Origin of the sequence: Bradyrhizobium sp. HKCCYLS3013 (assembly GCF_051167615.1) — a bacterium.
In the GTDB taxonomy this organism is placed as follows: Bacteria; Pseudomonadota; Alphaproteobacteria; order Rhizobiales; family Xanthobacteraceae; genus Bradyrhizobium.
This window is the reverse complement of record NZ_JBNPTK010000018.1, coordinates 1-16,649: the sequence shown is the minus strand read 5'-3', so window position 1 is coordinate 16,649 and position 16,649 is coordinate 1. Positions and strand designations below refer to the sequence as shown.

The following is a 16,649-nucleotide window of genomic DNA, read 5'->3' as shown; positions in this document are numbered from 1 at the left end:
GCCGCTCTGGATTGCTTCGCTTCGCTCGCAATGACGACCCATCCAACTTCGTATCAAGACATCGACACCTAAGGAGAACTTTCATGTCCGTCGTCATTCGTCTCGCCCGTGCCGGCACCAAGAAGCGCCCGGTCTATCACGTCGTCGTCGCCGACTCGCGCTTTCCGCGCGACGGCCGCTTCATCGAGCGTCTCGGCTACTTCAATCCGCTGATGCCGAAGGACAACGAGGCGCGCCTCAAGCTCGACATGGAGAAGGTGAAGGGCTGGCTCGCCAAGGGCGCGCAGCCGTCGGATCGCGTCGCCCGTTTCCTCGATGCCGCCGGCGTCAAGAAGCGCGAAGCCCGCCAGAACCCGATCAAGGCCGTGCCGCGCAAGGAGCGCAAGGCGCAGGCCGAAGCCGCCGCCAAGGGCTAAGGTCCCTTGACGAGCGAGGCCTCATGCTTCGAGACGCACGGCTTGCGCCGTGCTCCCTTGCATGAGGAACTCGCGCCTCGTCCTGAGGAGCGCGCCCTTGCGCCCATCTCGAAGGACGAGGCCTTCTGATGTCCAAGCTCATCTGCGTCGCCAGGATCGGCGCCGCGCACGGCGTGCGCGGCGAGGTCCGGCTGTGGACCTTCACCGAGGATCCGCTGGCCGTGCTGCATTTCGGTCCGCTCACGACCAAGGACGGCAGCCGATCGTTCGAGGTCGCGAAGGCGCGCGAGGCCAAGGATCATCTGGTCGCCGCGATCAAGGGCGTCGCGGACCGCAATGCGGCCGAACGGCTCAACGGGCTCGAACTCTATGTGCCGCGCGAGCGCCTGCCCGAGACCGATGACGACGAATACTACCACGCCGACCTGATCGGCTTGGCCGCCGAGACCACCTCAGGCGCCCCGCTCGGCCGCGTGCTCGCCATCCATAATTTCGGCGCCGGCGACATCATCGAGATCGCTCCGCCCTCCGGGAGCACGCTGATGCTGCCGTTCACCAATGCTGTGGTGCCGACGGTGGACCTCGCCGGTGGGCGGGTGATCATCGAATTGCCAGGTGAGATTGAGGGCGAGGACAAAGACTCGTCCGATGATTCGGCTTCACAAGAGAGCGACGCTGCCGCCTCAAACTCGGCCCGTCGTCCCCGCGAAAGCGGTGACCCATAGCCACCGCAGCTGATTGGCTTGCGCGGGACTGGCCGCTTGCCGGTTTCGAAAATCACGCGGTATGTGTCCCGGATCGGCGCCGCGACGCGCTGGTGCGCGTCACGGCTTGTCCGGGACGACAGCGGTGTGTGGAGCCGCACCAGCATACATCGCCGATGCAGGGGCTCGATCTCATCGCGCTGGTGCCGTAACAGAACGCCATGACCGCTTCGCCTCCGCCCTCTGCCCCGCTCTGGCAGGCCACCGTGCTGACGCTGTTTCCCGAGATGTTTCCCGGGCCGCTCGGCGTGAGCCTGGCCGGCCGAGCCTTGGCTGGCGGCATTTGGGCGCTGGAGGCGCGCGACATCCGGGCCTCGGCGACCGACAAGCACCGGAGTGTCGATGATACGCCGGCTGGAGGCGGCCCGGGAATGGTGCTGCGCGCGGACGTGCTGGCCGCCGCGATCGATGCCGCCGCCGTCGCACCCGAACGGCCGAAGCTGCTGATGAGCCCGCGCGGTCGGCCCTTGACCCAGGCCTTCGTCCGCGAGCTTGCCGACGGTCCCGGCCCGCTGATCGTTTGCGGCCGTTTCGAAGGCATCGACCAGCGCGTCATCGACGCGCGCGAGCTGATCGAGGTCTCGATCGGAGATTATGTGCTGTCGGGCGGCGAGATCGCCGCGCTGGTGCTGATCGACGCCTGCGTGCGACTGCTGCCCGGTGTGATGGGCAAGCTCGAATCCGGCACTGACGAGAGCTTCTCCGACGGCCTACTGGAGTACCCGCAATACACGCGCCCGCAGCTGTTCGAGGGCCGTCCCATTCCGGATGTGCTCACCTCGGGCGATCACGCCAAGGTCGCGGCGTGGCGGCGCGCGCAGGCCGAGGCGCTCACGCAAGCGCGGCGGCCGGATCTGTGGGCCGAATGGCAGGTGCGCCAGACCCTGGAACAAAGCAGGACCAGCCAAAAAGCGCCAAAAAGCACGACAGACGGGTGACAAGCCTCGCGCTTTGGCTTATAGGAGCGCCCAATTCCGCAAGTGACGGCAGGAACAAGCGCAGCCCCCGCGTGACCCGGCTGGGCGCGCCGCCGATGGAGATTTACCCGTGAACCTGATTCAGCAGCTCGAAAAAGAGCAGTTCGACAAGCTGTCCGCCAACAAGACCATTCCGGAGTTCGGCCCGGGCGACACCGTGATCGTCAACGTGAAGGTGGTCGAAGGCGAGCGCACCCGCGTGCAGGCCTATGAAGGCGTCTGCATCGGCCGGTCCGGCGGCGGCATCAACGAGAGCTTCACCGTCCGCAAGATCTCCTACGGCGAGGGCGTGGAGCGTGTGTTCCCGATCCTCTCCCCGATGATCGACTCGATCAAGGTCGTGCGCCGCGGCAAGGTGCGTCGCGCCAAGCTGTATTACCTGCGCCAGCTGCGCGGCAAGTCGGCCCGCATCGTCGAGAAGCAGGACCGCCAGCAGGCCGCGGTGAACGAGTAATCGTTGCTTCGATTGGATTGACGAAAAGCGCGGGCTGGTCCCGCGCTTTTTTGTTTTGGGCACCGTCATTGCGAGGAGCGGAGCGACGAAGCAATCCAGAGTCCTCGCTCAGCCCTGGATTGCTTCGCTTCGCTCGCAATGACGGCGGGCGCAAACGCATCTCGCACTCCCTTGCCCGCGTGCTATATATCGCCCTGAAATGGTTCTAGATCGCAACAGCATGGCCTGCCGCCGCGTCGTCATCGACGATCATAGCCGGCTGCCCGGGCGGTTCTTCGGAAGGTTCGCGACGTCTGCGACGTCCGAGCTTAGGCGCGCGCTGTAAGCCGCAGCGCCTCTTCCTGATTGTTCGCGCGTGCCCGTCACGCGTCGTGTCTCAAACCTTAAATTCCCGGGAGCATTCGCTCATGTCGAAGCCGACCACCCTGTACGACAAGATCTGGAACGACCATCTGGTGCACGAAGCCGAGGACGGTACCTGCCTGCTCTACATCGACCGCCACCTGGTGCACGAGGTGACGTCGCCGCAAGCGTTCGAAGGCCTGCGCGCCACCGGGCGCAAGGTGCATGCGCCGGAGAAGACGCTGGCCGTGGTTGATCACAACGTGCCGACCACCGACCGTTCCAAGCCGAATCCGGATCCGGAGAGCATCGAGCAGATCAAGGCGCTGGCGGAGAACGCCAAGGAATTCGGCATCGAATATTACAACGAATTCGACCGCCGCCAGGGCATCGTCCACGTCATCGGCCCCGAGCAGGGTTTTACGCTGCCCGGCACCACGATCGTCTGCGGTGACAGCCACACCTCGACGCATGGCGCGTTCGGCGCGCTGGCGCACGGCATCGGCACCTCCGAGGTCGAGCACGTGCTGGCGACACAGACGCTGATCCAGAAGAAGGCGAAGAACATGCGCGTCACGGTCGACGGCGTGCTGCCGGACGGCGTGACGGGCAAGGACATCATCCTCGCCATCATCGGCGAGATCGGCACCGCGGGAGGTACCGGCTACGTGCTGGAATACGCTGGCGAGGCGATCCGCGCGCTGTCGATGGAAGGCCGCATGACCGTCTGCAACATGTCGATCGAGGGCGGCGCGCGCGCCGGTCTGGTCGCGCCCGACCAGAAGGCGTTCGACTTCCTGCGCGGCCGTCCCAAGGCGCCGCAGGGCGCCGCCTGGGACGCAGCGATGCGCTACTGGGAGACCCTGCGCTCCGACGACGGCGCGCATTTCGACCACGAGCTCCGGCTCGACGCCGCCAAGCTGCCGCCGATCGTGACCTGGGGCACCTCGCCCGAGGACGTGATCTCGGTGACCGGCGTGGTGCCCGATCCGGACAAGATCGCAGACGAGGCCAAGCGCATCTCCAAGCATCGCGCGCTGAAGTACATGGGCCTGACCGCGGGCACGAAGATCACCGACATCAAGCTCGACCGCGTTTTCATCGGCTCCTGCACCAACGGCCGCATCGAGGATCTCCGCGCCGCAGCCAAGATCGCCGAAGGCAAGACCGTCAGCGGCCACGTCAACGCGATGGTCGTCCCGGGCTCGGGCATCGTCAAGGAGCAGGCCGAGGCCGAGGGTCTCGACAAGATCTTCATCAAGGCGGGCTTCGAATGGCGCGAGCCGGGCTGCTCGATGTGTCTTGCCATGAACCCCGACAAGCTGGCGCCGGAGGAGCGCTGCGCCTCGACCTCGAACCGCAACTTCGAAGGCCGCCAGGGCTTCAAGGGCCGCACCCACCTGGTGTCACCCGCGATGGCCGCGGCGGCTGCGATCGCCGGACACTTCGTCGACGTGCGCGACTGGCGCTGATCAAGCCGCCCGGTCATCGCTTTCTGCGTTGCTCGACTTCAAAAGGCGACGTTCGTGTCAACGAACGTCGCCTTTGTTATGCCTGCCGACGCCTTCAACTTTGCGCCGGAAACGTCGGGATGTCCGGCCATTTATTTCGAACTGATCATCGACCTGCTGCAGTGCGAGCGGTTTACTGACTGCACTCTTCAAGGTTGCAATTCGAAGACAGGTCTCTTATGATTTGATCGGTTAGGCGCCGTCGAGCGGGAGAATCGTATGATTCATCCATTCAATGTCGATCCTCAAAATCCTTACGACGGCCCTGACTTCGACGAGTTCTGCATCGCAGAGAAGAGCTATTTGAGCGCGCGACGGGATCGCAGCGATTGCATCACCTGCGCGCTTTCCAAGCTCTGCCAGGCTGGCTTTGAACATCAAGTCGACCTTGCTGCACAAGGCAAGGACCCCAGCCTTACCAAGGATTGCCAACTCACGGCCGAAGACCTGACCGCCGAACGTCTTTTCGATGGGCTTACGGATGAACAAGTCGACTTCGTAAAAATTCATATCCCCGGACTTGCGAAGGAGCACGACAATGTCTGATCCCGCATCAATGCAACTTGAGGCCAAGAAGCAGCTTGCGAGCAAAGCCGAAGCCGTTGCGAAACATCAGTTGGAAGCCAAGCGCCAACTCAGCGAGAAGGCAGCGCTCGCGAGCAGGACTCAATTGGAAGCCAAGAAGCAGCTGATGGAGAAAGCCGATCTGACCAGCCGGATGCAACTGGCCTCGAAGAAAGCAAAGTCCTGACATTCGCAGTGATCGTGAGGTCGGTTGCTCCTGACGATGCGCTCCGGCGCACGACGTGATGATCGGTACGAATCTTCAGTGAAGTCTTGGCAGTTCGGCAATACTTTCTTAGGACCGCGGGCGCAAAATCCTACCACCGGACGCGCCGCGTCTGCAGAGGAACGTGCCGAGGAGCCTGACATGGCCGACAAGCCGGAATACGTCGACCTCATCCGCGATGCGACGCGCCAGCGCCGCAAGACACCGCCCGCCAAGATCATCGCCCAGCCGGAGGCTCCGAAGGAGGAGCGGCGGTTGTCGAACTGGCCGCCCGGCCGCTTTGCCAAATGGCGCATCGAGACGCTGGTGCCGTGGAAGCTGAGCGTGAAGAACTGGCAGTTCAAGGACTGGCTCTGATTGTCGCGCCTCACTCCATCCCCCTGAAATGAGAGAAGGGCGCCGTTGGGCGCCCTTCCTGTTTTGACGAACTTCAAGCACGATCAGTAGTAGCGCCAATGGTGGCGGTGCCGATGATGCCATCGGTGATGATGGCGCCAATGATGACCCCGCCAATGCCGGTAGTGGCAGATGCGGCGTGGCCCGTAATGGGTCCAGACGACGCGGCAGCGACGGTAGGGATAGTAGTAGCCCGTCGTATAAATCGGCGTGTAGTAGCTGCGGTAGCCGTAGAAATGACGGCGGTGATGGTGGAAGTACGGCCGGTAGGCGTAGTGCGGGCGATAATGATAGCCGCCGCCATGGAACACCGGCCGCGGACCGAATCCGCCGTGGAATGCCGGGCCACCACCGTGGAAGGCCGGACGCGGGCCACCACCGCCGAAGGCATGTCCTCCCCCATGAAACGCGGGACTGCCGCCGCCCCTGAACATGGCGCCGCCGCCATGGAACGCCGGGCCACCGCCTCCGCCGTGGAACGCCGGACCGCCGTGGAAGCCGCCACCGCCCCCACCGTGGAATCCACCACCGCCGGGATGCCCGCCGCCACCGCCACCGGGGCCTCGGACCTGAACGGCCAACACGTCCGAAGGTGTCTGCGTGGCGGAGCCGGCACCGAGACTCACCGGCGACATCGCAAGCGCAGGCCGTCCGGACGCGCCCGCCAAGACAAACAGTGTGGCCGCCGCAAGACTGAGGCGACGAGCAAGACCAGCACGCTGGTCCTTCATCCTCATCATGGTCCCTTCTCCCTGAATGCTGTGCAACGATGGACCCATGCAGCGCCGATGCTGGTCGTCCGATCGGTGGATTCGCGCACCCCCATCATGAACGTAGAGATAGCGACGTGAATGCGGCATGAATGATGCACGTTGCACGCGCATCTGCGGCGTGGCGTCGCGGCGAAGGAGATGCACGGGAGCCTCTACGTCGTCCTGCAACTCAGGATCACGGATGACGGCACAACGGCTCACGTGCTGCTCGTGCGGGGACTTCGCAACTAACCACACGCAGGAAACGCAACGCGCCTTGCGGACACGGCCTCAATCGTAGAACGGCGTGAACAGAACCAAGGGTCCCGGCGGATAGGCTGGCGTGTAGTCCGTGGGACGGTCGAGATAATGCGGCACCTCTGCCGTCGCCACCACAGGCTTCGATCGGCGACCCTGCCGGCGCGGGCCAGCATCCGTGACGGTCTGACGCGCCTGCGTAACGGCGGGAGCTGCGGCGACAGGAGAGGTGGCGGCGGAACTTGCGAGCAGCATCGCCACCGTGACAATGCCGATCCCGAACCAGGTTCTGTCGACTGATGGTTTCACGGCGAATCTCGTTGCCAGCCCCCATCAACATGCAGGCCCGCAAAGCGGGCCTGCATGATTTCGGTCATTGTCTCGATCGGACGGAAAGCGCGACTTACCAGCGGCCGTGATGGCGATGTCCGTAGTGATGCGGCCGCCAGTGATGACGCGGATGGTAGTAATGCCGAGGATAATAGTGGCGCCGGGGATGCCAATGCCGGCGGCCGTGCCAATGCGCCTGAGTGGTCTCCTGCGCCGTGCCCTGCTGCACCGCGGTCGCGGCGCCCAGATTGATCAGCGACAGCGCCTGCGCGCGTTCGGCGGGGGCAGCCATCACGAGAACGGCGCCAACCGCCGCGATGCCCAACAGTTTCATCACAGTCATGAACTTCTCCCTCGATCGCCTGACATCACGTCCGGCTCCGTACATTCCGCCTTGTCAGTTGCCTGAATGGCGGCCGCAGCAGCGCGACGCAGATCAGTCTCGAACGAGCGACGTGAATGGGACATGAAGACCTGCGCAGGAGCAGAATGCCGAATGTCGCGCGTGGTTCCGCCGCAGTGCGCGACATATCGGCACTGTGTCCGGACGGTAACATCAGGGCAACGTCGCGATCGATCGCGACCAGATCATGTGCGCGCCTGCCGAGCCGATCAGTGCGGGGGACCCAGGAGTCAGCCGCGTCGCCAGATGCAACTCATATGCGGGACGATCACGGTGCCGCTCGGCCGATGCTCCGGAACATAGGTGGCATCGCATACCCGAACTGCGTTCGGCCCCGGATTGAAGCGCGGCACCACGTCGGGCTGCCAATGACCCTCGTAGCGCGGATAGATCTGGATTCGTCGTTGCCGGCGCTGCGCGGAGAGATCGGTGCTCACCTCACTCTGCACGGCGCCGCGCGCGCCGGCGGCCTGCTCCGCTTGCGCTGCCGCCGAGATCGAGACCACGACCGCCGCAGCCAGCGCCGCTCCGGCCAGCACCATCGACATCTGCCTCATCTGTCCCCCACCCCCCAGTTCGCGCGTCACGGTCGCCGGTTTCATCCCCTGCGTCAACCAGCTCCGCCACACATGTCATAGAACCAAGATGCAAGATGATCAAAGCCGGGCTAGAAGGCGGCAATGTGGACAGATCTGAAAGCCCCCTCGCTCGCCGACATGGAAGTCATGGCGCACGAGATGTTCGAGCGTCTGCCCGAGCATTTTCGCAGGATGTGCGAGGGCGTCGTCATCCGGGTCGACGACTTTCCGACCGAGGAGGTGCTCGACGAGATGCAGGCCGAAAGCGAGTTCGACCTGCTCGGCCTGTTTCAGGGCACGGGACTGCCGTTTCGCAGCAATGACGACCTGCCGCGCCTGCCCAACATGATCTGGCTCTATCGCCGACCGATCCTCGACTACTGGGCCGAGCACGACGAGAGCCTCGGCCACATCGTCCGCCATGTCCTGATCCACGAGATCGGCCATCATTTCGGAATGTCCGACGACGACATGGAGGCGATCGAGGCGTCCGTCGACTGACGATCCCGCCGATAGCACCGGGATTTTGACTTTATCCGTCCTGCCGTTCGGGCTAAACAGCGGCCTGCCCGTATTCTCGAAGGTGCCCCGATGGACAAGTTCACCACGCTGGAAGGCGTCGCCGCGCCGCTGAAGATCATCAATGTCGACACCGACATGATCATCCCCAAGCAGTACCTGAAGACCATCAAGCGCACCGGCCTCGGCAAGGGCCTGTTCTCGGAGCAGCGCTACAAGGACGACGGCAGCGAGAACCCGGATTTCGTGCTCAACCAGCCGGCGTACCGCAACGCCAAGATCCTGGTCGCCGGCGACAATTTCGGCTGCGGCTCGAGCCGTGAGCACGCCCCCTGGGCGCTGCTCGATTTCGGCATCCGCTGCGTGATCTCGACCTCGTTCGGCGACATCTTCTACAACAACTGCTTCAAGAACGGCATTCTGCCGATCCGCGTGTCGCAGGCCGATCTCGACAAGCTGTTCGACGACGCCGAGCGCGGCGCCAACGCGACCCTGACGGTCGACCTCGCCAAGCAGGAGATCCGCGGTCCCGACGGTGGCACCGTCAAGTTCGACATCGATCCGTTCCGCAAGCATTGCCTGCTCAACGGGCTCGACGACATCGGCCTGACGCTGGAAAAGAAGGCCTCGATCGACAGCTATGAGGCCAAGCTGGCCGAGCGCGCCTGGGCCTGAGCCCCGCCTGACAGCCGAGAGTTCACGGGCCCCGGACCTCGTCCGGGGCCTTGTTTCGAGAGCAGCCCAGCAGGTCCGCCGTTGACGCGTGTAGTGCCCGAGGTCGTGACCTTCTGGCGGGGGCCGCTCGACCGGCTGCGCCAGACCTGCCTGCGGTCGCAGCTCGCGGCCGGCCACAAGGTCACGGTCTACAGCTTCGATCCGCTGCCCGGCCTGCCCGACGGGGTCGGCAATGCCGAGGCCGAGGCGATCCTTCCTTACGCATTCTCCGAACGTCTCAGGCCGCCGCAGCCCGACGGCAGCTGGCGCGATTGGACCACCTTGCAGTTCAGCGACTTCTTCCGGATGCGGCTGATGGCACAACGCGCCGGCCTCTGGCTCGATGCCGACGTGCTGCTGCTCAGGCCGGTCGAGATTGATCCGGCTCTGCCCTACTTCGCCTGGGAGCGGCCGCGGCAGCTCGGCAATTCCGTGCTCTACCTGCCGCCGGAGGATCCGATCGTCGCCGAATTCACCGCGCTGATGGCGCAGGACGAGCTGACGCCGAACTGGCTGTCGCTGCGTCACCGCCTCACCTTTGCGCTGCGCCGCCTGCGCGGCGGCTCCGACCGCCTGTCGGACATCCGCGTCGCCATCTTCGGCCCGGCCGCGCTGACGGCGCTGGCCCGCCGCCATGGCTCGCTACGCCATGCGCTGCCGAAGCGCAGCTTCTACGCGGTGCATGCCGAGCCGAAGGCGTTCTTCGATCCGTCCGACTTCTCCGGGTTGATCGCTGATCCCCAGATCATCGGCCTGCACATCTCGCCGAAGGGTCGCGGCGGCGAGGCGCCGATCCCCGGCAGCCTGTATGCGTGGGCGGCCGAACGATTTGCCTCGCGCTGACCGTCGCCGGGCAGCTTTGCGGCCGGCGCAGGGCCGATTTGCTGCTTGATCTACCGCAACGTCCGCACGTCCACCCGGTGATTGATTGCGGTCAATCATCGGAGACGTGTCATGACCGTAGACGCCAAGCCCTATCCGCGGGTTCAGTTCCTGATCGATACGTTCGCGCAATGGCTCCGGCACCGGCGTGAGCTGAGCGAGCTCCGGCAGCTCGACCGCGACGATTTCGAGCGCATCGCGATGGACCTGCAGGTCACGCCGGCCGATCTCGACGAGCTGGTCCGCCAAGGCGAGCACGCCGCCGACGAGCTGCCGCAGATGCTGAAGGCGCTCGGCATCGACGAGGCCGCGCTGGGGCGCGCCGAGCCGCTGGTGCTGCGCGACATGGAGCGCGTCTGCGCCATGTGCAAGGACAAGCCGCGCTGCCATCGCGATCTCGCCGCCGGCACGAGCGCCGAGCACTACGAGGAGTACTGCCTCAACGCCCCGACCATCGACCGCCTGGGCAGCGCCGCGGTCAAGCACTGATCGCCGTCTCCCTCCCATCCAGCGGAGCAATGCGATGAGCCTGCCGAATCTGCACCGCAACACCTGGCTCCATGTCGGCGCCGCGATCCTGCTCGCGCTCGGCGCGATGCTGCTGATCCGGCTGCACAATGCCGGCGGCGTAACGCCGGCCGCCGACAGCGTGCAGGCGGGGCGCAAGCTGGCGGAGGCCTGGTGCAGCACCTGCCACGCCATCGACGCCAGCGGAGCGAGAGCCCAGACCACGACCGCCCCCGATTTCGTGGCGGTCGCCAACATGCCGTCGACGACCGAGCTGTCGCTCAAGGTGTTCCTGCAGAGCAGCCATCCGACGATGCCGAACGTCATCCTGACGGCCGAGCAGCGCGGCGACCTCGTCAACTACATCCTCAGCCTCCGCCGCATCTGACGCCTCACTTCGCCACCGCCGCGATCGCATCGGTGATCGCGATCGTGCGCCGCGCCATCTCGGCATGCAGCCGCTCGACCATGCGGCCCTCGATCTGGATCGCGCCGCGCGAGGCATTCTCCGGCAGCTCGAACGCGGCGATGATCTTGCGTGCCGCAGCAACCTCGTCGGCCGGCGGGGTGAAGATCGCGTTGCAGGCGTCGATCTGGCCGGGATGGATCAGCGTCTTGCCGTCGAAGCCGAGATCGCGGGCCTGGATGCATTCCTGCGCGAAGCCGTCGGTGTTGGCGAAATCGCTGTAAGGCCCGTCCAGAATCTCCAGCCCATGGGCGCGCGTCGCCAGGATGCAGTGGCTGATCATCGGCAGCATCGTGGAGCGGCCCGGCAGCATGCGGATGCGGGTCTCGCGCGAAATGTCGTTGGGCCCGAACACGAAGCCGGCGAGTCGCGAGCCGTCCTCGTGCACGGTGGCCGCGAGCAGATCGGCATCGAGCACGGCACGCGCCGTCTCGATCATCGCCCACACCTTCAGCGCCGGATCGGCCCCGACCTCGGCCAGACGATCCGTGACCAGGCGGAGGTCCTCGACGCTCGACACCTTGGGAACCAGGATGCCGTCGGTCGCCGCCTGCCCGGCCATGGCGACGTCGTCGCTCCACCACGCCGTATCCAGGCTGTTGATCCGGATCAGCAGTTCCCGCTTGCCGTAGCCGTCGGCCGCCACCGCTTTGGCGATCTGGTCGCGGGCGGCGGCCTTGGCGTCCGGCGCCACCGAATCCTCGAGATCGAGGATCAGCCCGTCGGCCGGCAGGTTCCGCCCCTTCTCCAGCGCGCGCGCATTGGAGCCGGGCATGAACAAAAGACTGCGGCGCGGGCGGATCATTGCGGCGTTTCCCTTGGTTTATCGGCGCGGCCCGCGATACCATTTCGGGAGCCGGCCCGAAAGGCTTGTTCCCGGAAGCCGCATGTGTTTAGGCAGGATCCATGATCTCGTTTCCGCAACGCCTGCTCGAAGGCTACCGCGCCTTCACCACCCAACGCCTGCCGACCGAACAGAGCCGTTACCTCGAGCTCTCGGAGCGCGGCCAGTCGCCCGAAGTGATGGTGATCGGCTGCTGCGACTCGCGCGTCTCGCCCGAAGTGATCTTCGACGTCGGCCCCGGCGAACTGTTCGTGCTGCGCAACATCGCCAACCTGGTGCCGATCTATCAGCCGGACGCCAACGCGCATGGCGTCTCGGCGGCGCTGGAATATGCCGTCACCGTGCTGAAGGTGAAGCACATCGTCATCCTGGGCCATGCCCAATGTGGCGGCATCCGCGCCTTCGTCGACAAGGCCGCGCCGCTGTCGCCCGGCGACTTCATCGGCCGCTGGATGTCGATGTTCATCAAGCCCGGCGAGGTCGTCGAGCAGCGCTCGCATGAGAGCATGCAGGACTTCGTCACCCGGATCGAGAAGGCCGCGGTGTTCCGCAGCCTCGAGAACCTGATGACCTTCCCGTTCGTGCGCAGCCGCGTCGAGGCGGGAGACCTTCAGCTCCATGGCGCCTATTTCGGCGTCGCCGAGGGATCGCTGTTCGTGCTGGACAGGGCGACCAAGGAATTCAAGAGCGCGCGCGCTGGCCAATAGCGAAGGGGGAACAGCGAGTAGCTCACCTGCCCTATTCGCCATGCGCGCCTCGCTATTCGCCGCCCATCAATGGTCGCCCGACCAGCGGTCCGACAGCGCCAGCATCAGGGTCGACACCACGAAGGTCATATGCACGCCGACCAGCCAGGCGAGCTTGGTCGAGTCGTAGCCGGCGTCGAGATTCATGAACGCCTTCAACAGCTGGATCGCCGAGATCGCGACGATCGAGGCGAGCAGCTTCTGCTTCAGTGCGGCGAAGTCGACCTTGGTCATCCATTCCGGCCAGTCCGGATGGCCGCCCGGATCGATGCGCGAGACGAAGTTCTCATAGCCGGAGAACACCACGATCAGCACCAGGTTGCCGGTCAGGCAGACGTCGATCAGGCTGAGCACGCCGAGAATGATGTCGCTCTCCTTGGCGTAGGGCAGATGGACGATGTTCTCCCACAGCAGCAGGACGAACTTGAACAACAGCACCGCGAGGCTGACGACGAGGCCGACATAGAACGGCGCCATCAGCCAGCGGCTCTTGAACAGGAAGCCTTCGAGCCCGCGCTCGAGCGGACCTGGCGCGTGCTTCGCCGTCACGGATGCTTCCGCCGGCTCGGTCTTGCTGCTCTCTGCCAATTACAATCCCCACCCAGAAAGCGCTCGGTCGTCCCACTGGGACTGTCCCAGCGAATGACCCTTCTGATTAGTTATTCCGTCATGCCCGGGCTTGTCCCGGGCATCCACGTCGTTCTCAGTGCGCCTAACCGCGTGGATGGCCGGGACAAGCCCGGCCGTGACGACTTGGAGACAGATGATCGCAACACTTCGATTGTCGTATGCGATGGCCGGACGCTTGCGGGGAGAGGGGGCGCACCGTCAGCCTCTCACGCCGCCTTCTTCTTGGCGGTGATCAGCTTGCGGTTGATCAGCACTTCCGCGATCTGGATCGCGTTCAGCGCCGCGCCCTTGCGCAGATTGTCGGACACGCACCAGAAGGCGAGGCCGTTCTCGACCGTGCCGTCCTCGCGGATGCGGCTGATGTAAGTCGCGTCCTCGCCGGCCGCCTCGTACGGCGTCACGTAGCCGCCCGGCTCGTGCTTGTCGATCACGAGACAGCCCGGCGCGTTGCGCAGGATGTTGCGGGCCTCGTCCGCCGTGATCGGATTCTCGAACTCGACGTTGACGGCTTCGGAGTGGCCGACGAACACCGGCACGCGCACGCAGGTCGCGGTCAGCTTGATCTTCGGATCCAGGATCTTCTTGGTCTCCGCCATCATCTTCCACTCTTCCTTGGTGAAGCCGTCTTCCATGAAGACGTCGATCTGCGGAATGACGTTGAAGGCGATGCGCTTGGGGAACTTGTTGTTGATCAGCTCGTCGTTGGTGTAGACGGCCTTGGTCTGCGAGAACAATTCGTCCATCGCATCCTTGCCGGCGCCGGACACCGACTGATAGGTCGACACCACGACGCGCGTGATCTTCGCCTTGTCATGCAGCGGCTTCAACGCGACCACGAGCTGGGCGGTCGAGCAGTTCGGATTGGCGATGATGTTCTTCTTGTTGAAGCCGGCTGCGGCGTCGGCATTCACCTCCGGCACGATCAGCGGCACGTCGGGATCCATGCGCCAAGCCGACGAGTTGTCGATCACCACCGCGCCGGCGGCGCCGATCTTGGGCGACCACTCCTTCGATACCGAGCCACCGGCGGACATCAGGCAGATGTCGACATCGGCAAAATCGTAGTGCTCGAGCGCCTTGCACTTCAGGGTGCGGTCGCCATAGGACACCTCGACGCCGACGCTGCGGCGTGAGGCCAGCGCCACGACCTCGTCCGCCGGGAATTGGCGCTCGTCGAGGATATTGAGCATTTCCCGTCCGACATTGCCGGTCGCGCCGACCACTGCGACTTTGTAACCCATCGTTCACTCTCCGAAGAAATAAGGCCGGCCGCGCGTACAAGCGGAAACCGAAGCGGCAGCGCTTCTATGCGAGAAACGTCCCTGACACAACGTTACCACGACGTCTCGCATTCGATGCAGTCCAATTCGGCCAGAACAGCCGCAGCGCCCCGATCCGGGTCCGTCCTGCAAGGGCTCAGGAGCTTCGCGGACGAGGTCTGCGGCACCTTTGCGCGCCTGTTCGCCTATGTGGGGGCTCTGGCGCTGATCGCCATGCTCGGCGTGGCCGGCTGGAACCAGCTCGACCGCGGCGATGACACGCCCGGACGCGCCGGCTGGACCTTGGCCGACGCCGCAGTGCCGGCGTTCTCGCTCCGTCTCACCGACCAGCCCGACAGGACCGCCACCTACACCGTCCTCATCCATCCCGACGGCGGCCGCAAGGACGTGTTGCGCTGGGGCGAACCCGTCGATCGCCCCGCTGCCGAGCTCGAGGTCTACCGGCTCGGACCGGAGCGCGATGCAAGGCGTGATCCCCGGGCCGATCTGGCGATCCGGATGGGGCGCAATTCCGCGTCCGAGCTCGAGACCGCCGGCGTGATCGACAGCCGGTTCGGGCCGGTGAGCCTGGTGCGGCGGGCGGGGGCTCCCGAGGGCGCCGGTGCCTGCCTCGGCTTTCTCAAGACCATCGCCGAGCCGAGCTTGCGGATCTCCGGCTGGTCGTGCCAGGGCGTGACGATGCCGGCGCGCCGCGCCATGGTCGGCTGCATGCTCAACCGGCTGACCCTGCTGGCGCCCGACCGGCACCGGGCCCTGAGCCAGCTGTTCACGGGGTCCGATCAGCGGCGCGGCGGCTGCGACGAACCCGCCGTCGCCACCGGCAGCGCCGATTGGGTGACGTCGACCGCCAATCCGAGGCTGCGCGGCGCACTGTGAATGTCCGCCTGCGTCCGTATGTTGCTGGGCGTGACCACGCCCCATTCGGGCGTCCGCATCGGCAGCCAAGTGACGGATTTTGATGCAACTTTCCCGCCACAGCGGGAATTTATCTTCGGTGCGCCCGCGGGAATGACCTTGTGATGCCACAGCCGACCCAGATATTGTGCGGGCCAAATCATGCGCATGGCGAGCGCCCGCCCCTTTTGGCGCGAGGAAGAGGACGTGATGATTGAATTTTCTGCTGCGACCCGGGTCAAGGCCTTGGCGGTGATCGCCGCGACCGGTCTTGCCGTCACGTCTCTTGCCGTCACCTCGGCCGATGCCGCCCCCGCGAAGCGTCGCGTCACGACCACCTATAGCAGCGGCAATCCGAACTACTCCTACCAGTCCGGCCCGCGCACCCGCATCTACATCACCCGCCGCTCCTTCCTCGACGGCGGCACCGAGGTTCTCCCCGGCGACCGCAAGTTCTCGGATTACGCCTTCCCACCGGCCGTCGGCTATCCGTCGTTCGCCCGCGAGAACCTGAACCGCCCGATCGACCGCCAGCCGCTGATGGCGCCGTCCGATCTGGGTGGCTACCCGACCCGGATTCCGATCCCCTACTGAGGGTGGCCGCGTCATCTGATCATCAAGGCCGGGCCCCGCCCGGCCTTTTTGGTTTCTGGGGTGGTCGCCATGAACCTCTCTCCGTCATGCGCCGCGGGCGACCGTTGGACAGATGGCTCACGGGCGTTCGGGGACATGGCTGACACATTGAACGCCATCCGCGAGCCCGCATCTACCACCTCCCGTTCGGTGTCACCCCGGCGAACGCCGGGATCCATAGCCACCGGCGGCCGTTGGCGCATCATCGCGTCGCGCCAGCGTGTCTCGCATCGGCGTCGGCAAGGATGGCTCCCCGCTTTCGCGCGGACGACAACCGAATTTTTGGCACGATGATTCATCCTCGCGCCCGCTTTCGCGTCCGAGCGTTGCGATCAATTCCGCCCTCTTCCGAAGCGAGGGCGCAGGGAAGGCCGAGCCTCGGCTGAGGCCCGTGGCCCCCGTGCGGAAAGAATGCACGGGGCAGGAACCACAGGTACAGCCGGACCGACCCGGCCTTCCCTGCGCGATGGTTTTCACGCTTACTCTGCGCTCTTGTGTGTTCGAAACCTGCCAGAATGTGCGAACGGGCGGTTCTGACCAACCGCCCGTCGCTGGATCTGAGC

23 protein-coding genes are annotated in these 16,649 nt (G+C 65.2%); 16 read left to right on the top strand and 7 right to left on the bottom strand.

All coding sequences use genetic code 11. The features are described 5' to 3' along the window. Window positions 1-83: 83 nt before the first annotated feature. The 8 genes from rpsP to ACQR1F_RS26415 all read left to right on the top strand — a co-directional run bounded on the left by rpsP (window position 84) and on the right by ACQR1F_RS26415 (window position 5,611). Entirely contained in the window at window positions 84-416 is a 333-nt protein-coding gene (gene rpsP, locus ACQR1F_RS26450; RefSeq protein ID WP_008964221.1) for a 30S ribosomal protein S16, read from the top strand. 128 nt (window positions 417-544) lie between these two features. Next, complete coding sequence (gene rimM / locus ACQR1F_RS26445) at window positions 545-1,141, top strand: ribosome maturation factor RimM (RefSeq protein WP_434914145.1); 597 nt, start codon at window positions 545-547, stop codon at window positions 1,139-1,141. Window positions 1,142-1,341: 200 nt separating this feature from the next. Next, entirely contained in the window at window positions 1,342-2,118 is a 777-nt protein-coding gene (gene trmD / locus ACQR1F_RS26440; RefSeq protein ID WP_434914144.1) for a tRNA (guanosine(37)-N1)-methyltransferase TrmD, read from the top strand. A gap of 109 nt (window positions 2,119-2,227) precedes the next feature. Beyond that, the gene (gene rplS / locus ACQR1F_RS26435) at window positions 2,228-2,611 is read left to right on the top strand and encodes a 50S ribosomal protein L19 (RefSeq protein WP_315800727.1); all 384 of its coding nucleotides are present in this window, start codon (window positions 2,228-2,230) and stop codon (window positions 2,609-2,611) included. 407 nt (window positions 2,612-3,018) lie between these two features. Beyond that, complete coding sequence (gene leuC, locus ACQR1F_RS26430) at window positions 3,019-4,425, top strand: 3-isopropylmalate dehydratase large subunit (protein WP_315800728.1); 1,407 nt, start codon at window positions 3,019-3,021, stop codon at window positions 4,423-4,425. Between the two features lie 258 nt (window positions 4,426-4,683). Further along, window positions 4,684-5,010, top strand: coding sequence for a hypothetical protein (locus tag ACQR1F_RS26425; RefSeq protein WP_315800729.1), 327 nt, complete (start codon window positions 4,684-4,686; stop codon window positions 5,008-5,010). After that, window positions 5,003-5,215 (top strand): hypothetical protein, encoded by a 213-nt coding sequence (locus tag ACQR1F_RS26420; RefSeq protein WP_315800730.1) that lies wholly within the window; start codon window positions 5,003-5,005, stop codon window positions 5,213-5,215. Before ACQR1F_RS26425 ends, ACQR1F_RS26420 begins: the two co-directional genes overlap by 8 nt. A 180-nt stretch (window positions 5,216-5,395) precedes the next feature. Further along, a complete protein-coding gene (locus ACQR1F_RS26415; protein ID WP_315800731.1) occupies window positions 5,396-5,611 on the top strand; it encodes a hypothetical protein in 216 nt (71 codons plus the stop codon). A gap of 83 nt (window positions 5,612-5,694) precedes the next feature. Here ACQR1F_RS26415 and ACQR1F_RS26410 read toward each other — a convergent pair whose 3' ends face one another. The 4 genes from ACQR1F_RS26410 to ACQR1F_RS26395 all read right to left on the bottom strand — a co-directional run bounded on the left by ACQR1F_RS26410 (window position 5,695) and on the right by ACQR1F_RS26395 (window position 7,941). Next, entirely contained in the window at window positions 5,695-6,390 is a 696-nt protein-coding gene (locus tag ACQR1F_RS26410) for a hypothetical protein (RefSeq protein ID WP_316215505.1), read from the bottom strand. A 303-nt stretch (window positions 6,391-6,693) separates the two neighbouring features. Continuing rightward, window positions 6,694-6,969, bottom strand: a complete 276-nt coding sequence (locus ACQR1F_RS26405; RefSeq protein WP_315800733.1) for a hypothetical protein — start codon at window positions 6,967-6,969, stop codon at window positions 6,694-6,696. A 94-nt stretch (window positions 6,970-7,063) separates the two neighbouring features. Then, window positions 7,064-7,333: a hypothetical protein gene (locus ACQR1F_RS26400; RefSeq protein ID WP_434914143.1), complete on the bottom strand. Its 270-nt coding sequence runs from the start codon at window positions 7,331-7,333 to the stop codon at window positions 7,064-7,066. Between the two features lie 290 nt (window positions 7,334-7,623). Further along, complete coding sequence (locus ACQR1F_RS26395; RefSeq protein WP_434848436.1) at window positions 7,624-7,941, bottom strand: hypothetical protein; 318 nt, start codon at window positions 7,939-7,941, stop codon at window positions 7,624-7,626. A 132-nt stretch (window positions 7,942-8,073) separates the two neighbouring features. Here ACQR1F_RS26395 and ACQR1F_RS26390 point away from each other — a divergent pair, with 132 nt between their 5' ends. The 5 genes from ACQR1F_RS26390 to ACQR1F_RS26370 all read left to right on the top strand — a co-directional run bounded on the left by ACQR1F_RS26390 (window position 8,074) and on the right by ACQR1F_RS26370 (window position 10,981). Further along, a complete protein-coding gene (locus ACQR1F_RS26390; RefSeq protein WP_315800736.1) occupies window positions 8,074-8,472 on the top strand; it encodes a metallopeptidase family protein in 399 nt (132 codons plus the stop codon). A 90-nt stretch (window positions 8,473-8,562) separates the two neighbouring features. Continuing rightward, window positions 8,563-9,165: a 3-isopropylmalate dehydratase small subunit gene (gene leuD / locus ACQR1F_RS26385; RefSeq protein ID WP_315800737.1), complete on the top strand. Its 603-nt coding sequence runs from the start codon at window positions 8,563-8,565 to the stop codon at window positions 9,163-9,165. An 81-nt stretch (window positions 9,166-9,246) separates the two neighbouring features. After that, window positions 9,247-10,047: a hypothetical protein gene (locus tag ACQR1F_RS26380; RefSeq protein ID WP_434914142.1), complete on the top strand. Its 801-nt coding sequence runs from the start codon at window positions 9,247-9,249 to the stop codon at window positions 10,045-10,047. A gap of 111 nt (window positions 10,048-10,158) precedes the next feature. Continuing rightward, window positions 10,159-10,575, top strand: coding sequence for a DUF6455 family protein (locus ACQR1F_RS26375; protein WP_434881653.1), 417 nt, complete (start codon window positions 10,159-10,161; stop codon window positions 10,573-10,575). A 34-nt stretch (window positions 10,576-10,609) separates the two neighbouring features. Continuing rightward, window positions 10,610-10,981 (top strand): c-type cytochrome, encoded by a 372-nt coding sequence (locus tag ACQR1F_RS26370; protein ID WP_315800740.1) that lies wholly within the window; start codon window positions 10,610-10,612, stop codon window positions 10,979-10,981. Window positions 10,982-10,985: 4 nt separating this feature from the next. Here ACQR1F_RS26370 and ACQR1F_RS26365 read toward each other — a convergent pair whose 3' ends face one another. Continuing rightward, window positions 10,986-11,864, bottom strand: coding sequence for an HpcH/HpaI aldolase/citrate lyase family protein (locus ACQR1F_RS26365; protein ID WP_434914141.1), 879 nt, complete (start codon window positions 11,862-11,864; stop codon window positions 10,986-10,988). Between the two features lie 101 nt (window positions 11,865-11,965). Between ACQR1F_RS26365 and ACQR1F_RS26360 the strand changes: the two genes are divergently transcribed. Then, window positions 11,966-12,610, top strand: coding sequence for a carbonic anhydrase (locus tag ACQR1F_RS26360; protein WP_434885598.1), 645 nt, complete (start codon window positions 11,966-11,968; stop codon window positions 12,608-12,610). Between the two features lie 66 nt (window positions 12,611-12,676). Here ACQR1F_RS26360 and ACQR1F_RS26355 read toward each other — a convergent pair whose 3' ends face one another. Next, window positions 12,677-13,237, bottom strand: coding sequence for a TIGR00645 family protein (locus ACQR1F_RS26355; RefSeq protein WP_434885597.1), 561 nt, complete (start codon window positions 13,235-13,237; stop codon window positions 12,677-12,679). 248 nt (window positions 13,238-13,485) lie between these two features. Further along, on the bottom strand, window positions 13,486-14,520 hold the full coding sequence (locus tag ACQR1F_RS26350) for an aspartate-semialdehyde dehydrogenase (RefSeq protein ID WP_434884107.1): 1,035 nt from the start codon (window positions 14,518-14,520) through the stop codon (window positions 13,486-13,488). 114 nt (window positions 14,521-14,634) lie between these two features. On the opposite strand from ACQR1F_RS26350, the gene ACQR1F_RS26345 reads away from it, so the two are divergent. Both ACQR1F_RS26345 and ACQR1F_RS26340 read left to right on the top strand, forming a co-directional pair. Next, window positions 14,635-15,435 carry a hypothetical protein gene (locus ACQR1F_RS26345; protein WP_434914140.1) on the top strand — a complete coding sequence of 267 codons (801 nt, stop codon included), beginning with the start codon at window positions 14,635-14,637 and terminating at the stop codon, window positions 15,433-15,435. A gap of 228 nt (window positions 15,436-15,663) precedes the next feature. Then, complete coding sequence (locus ACQR1F_RS26340) at window positions 15,664-16,047, top strand: hypothetical protein (protein ID WP_434838831.1); 384 nt, start codon at window positions 15,664-15,666, stop codon at window positions 16,045-16,047. The last annotated feature ends 602 nt before the right edge of the window (window positions 16,048-16,649 follow it).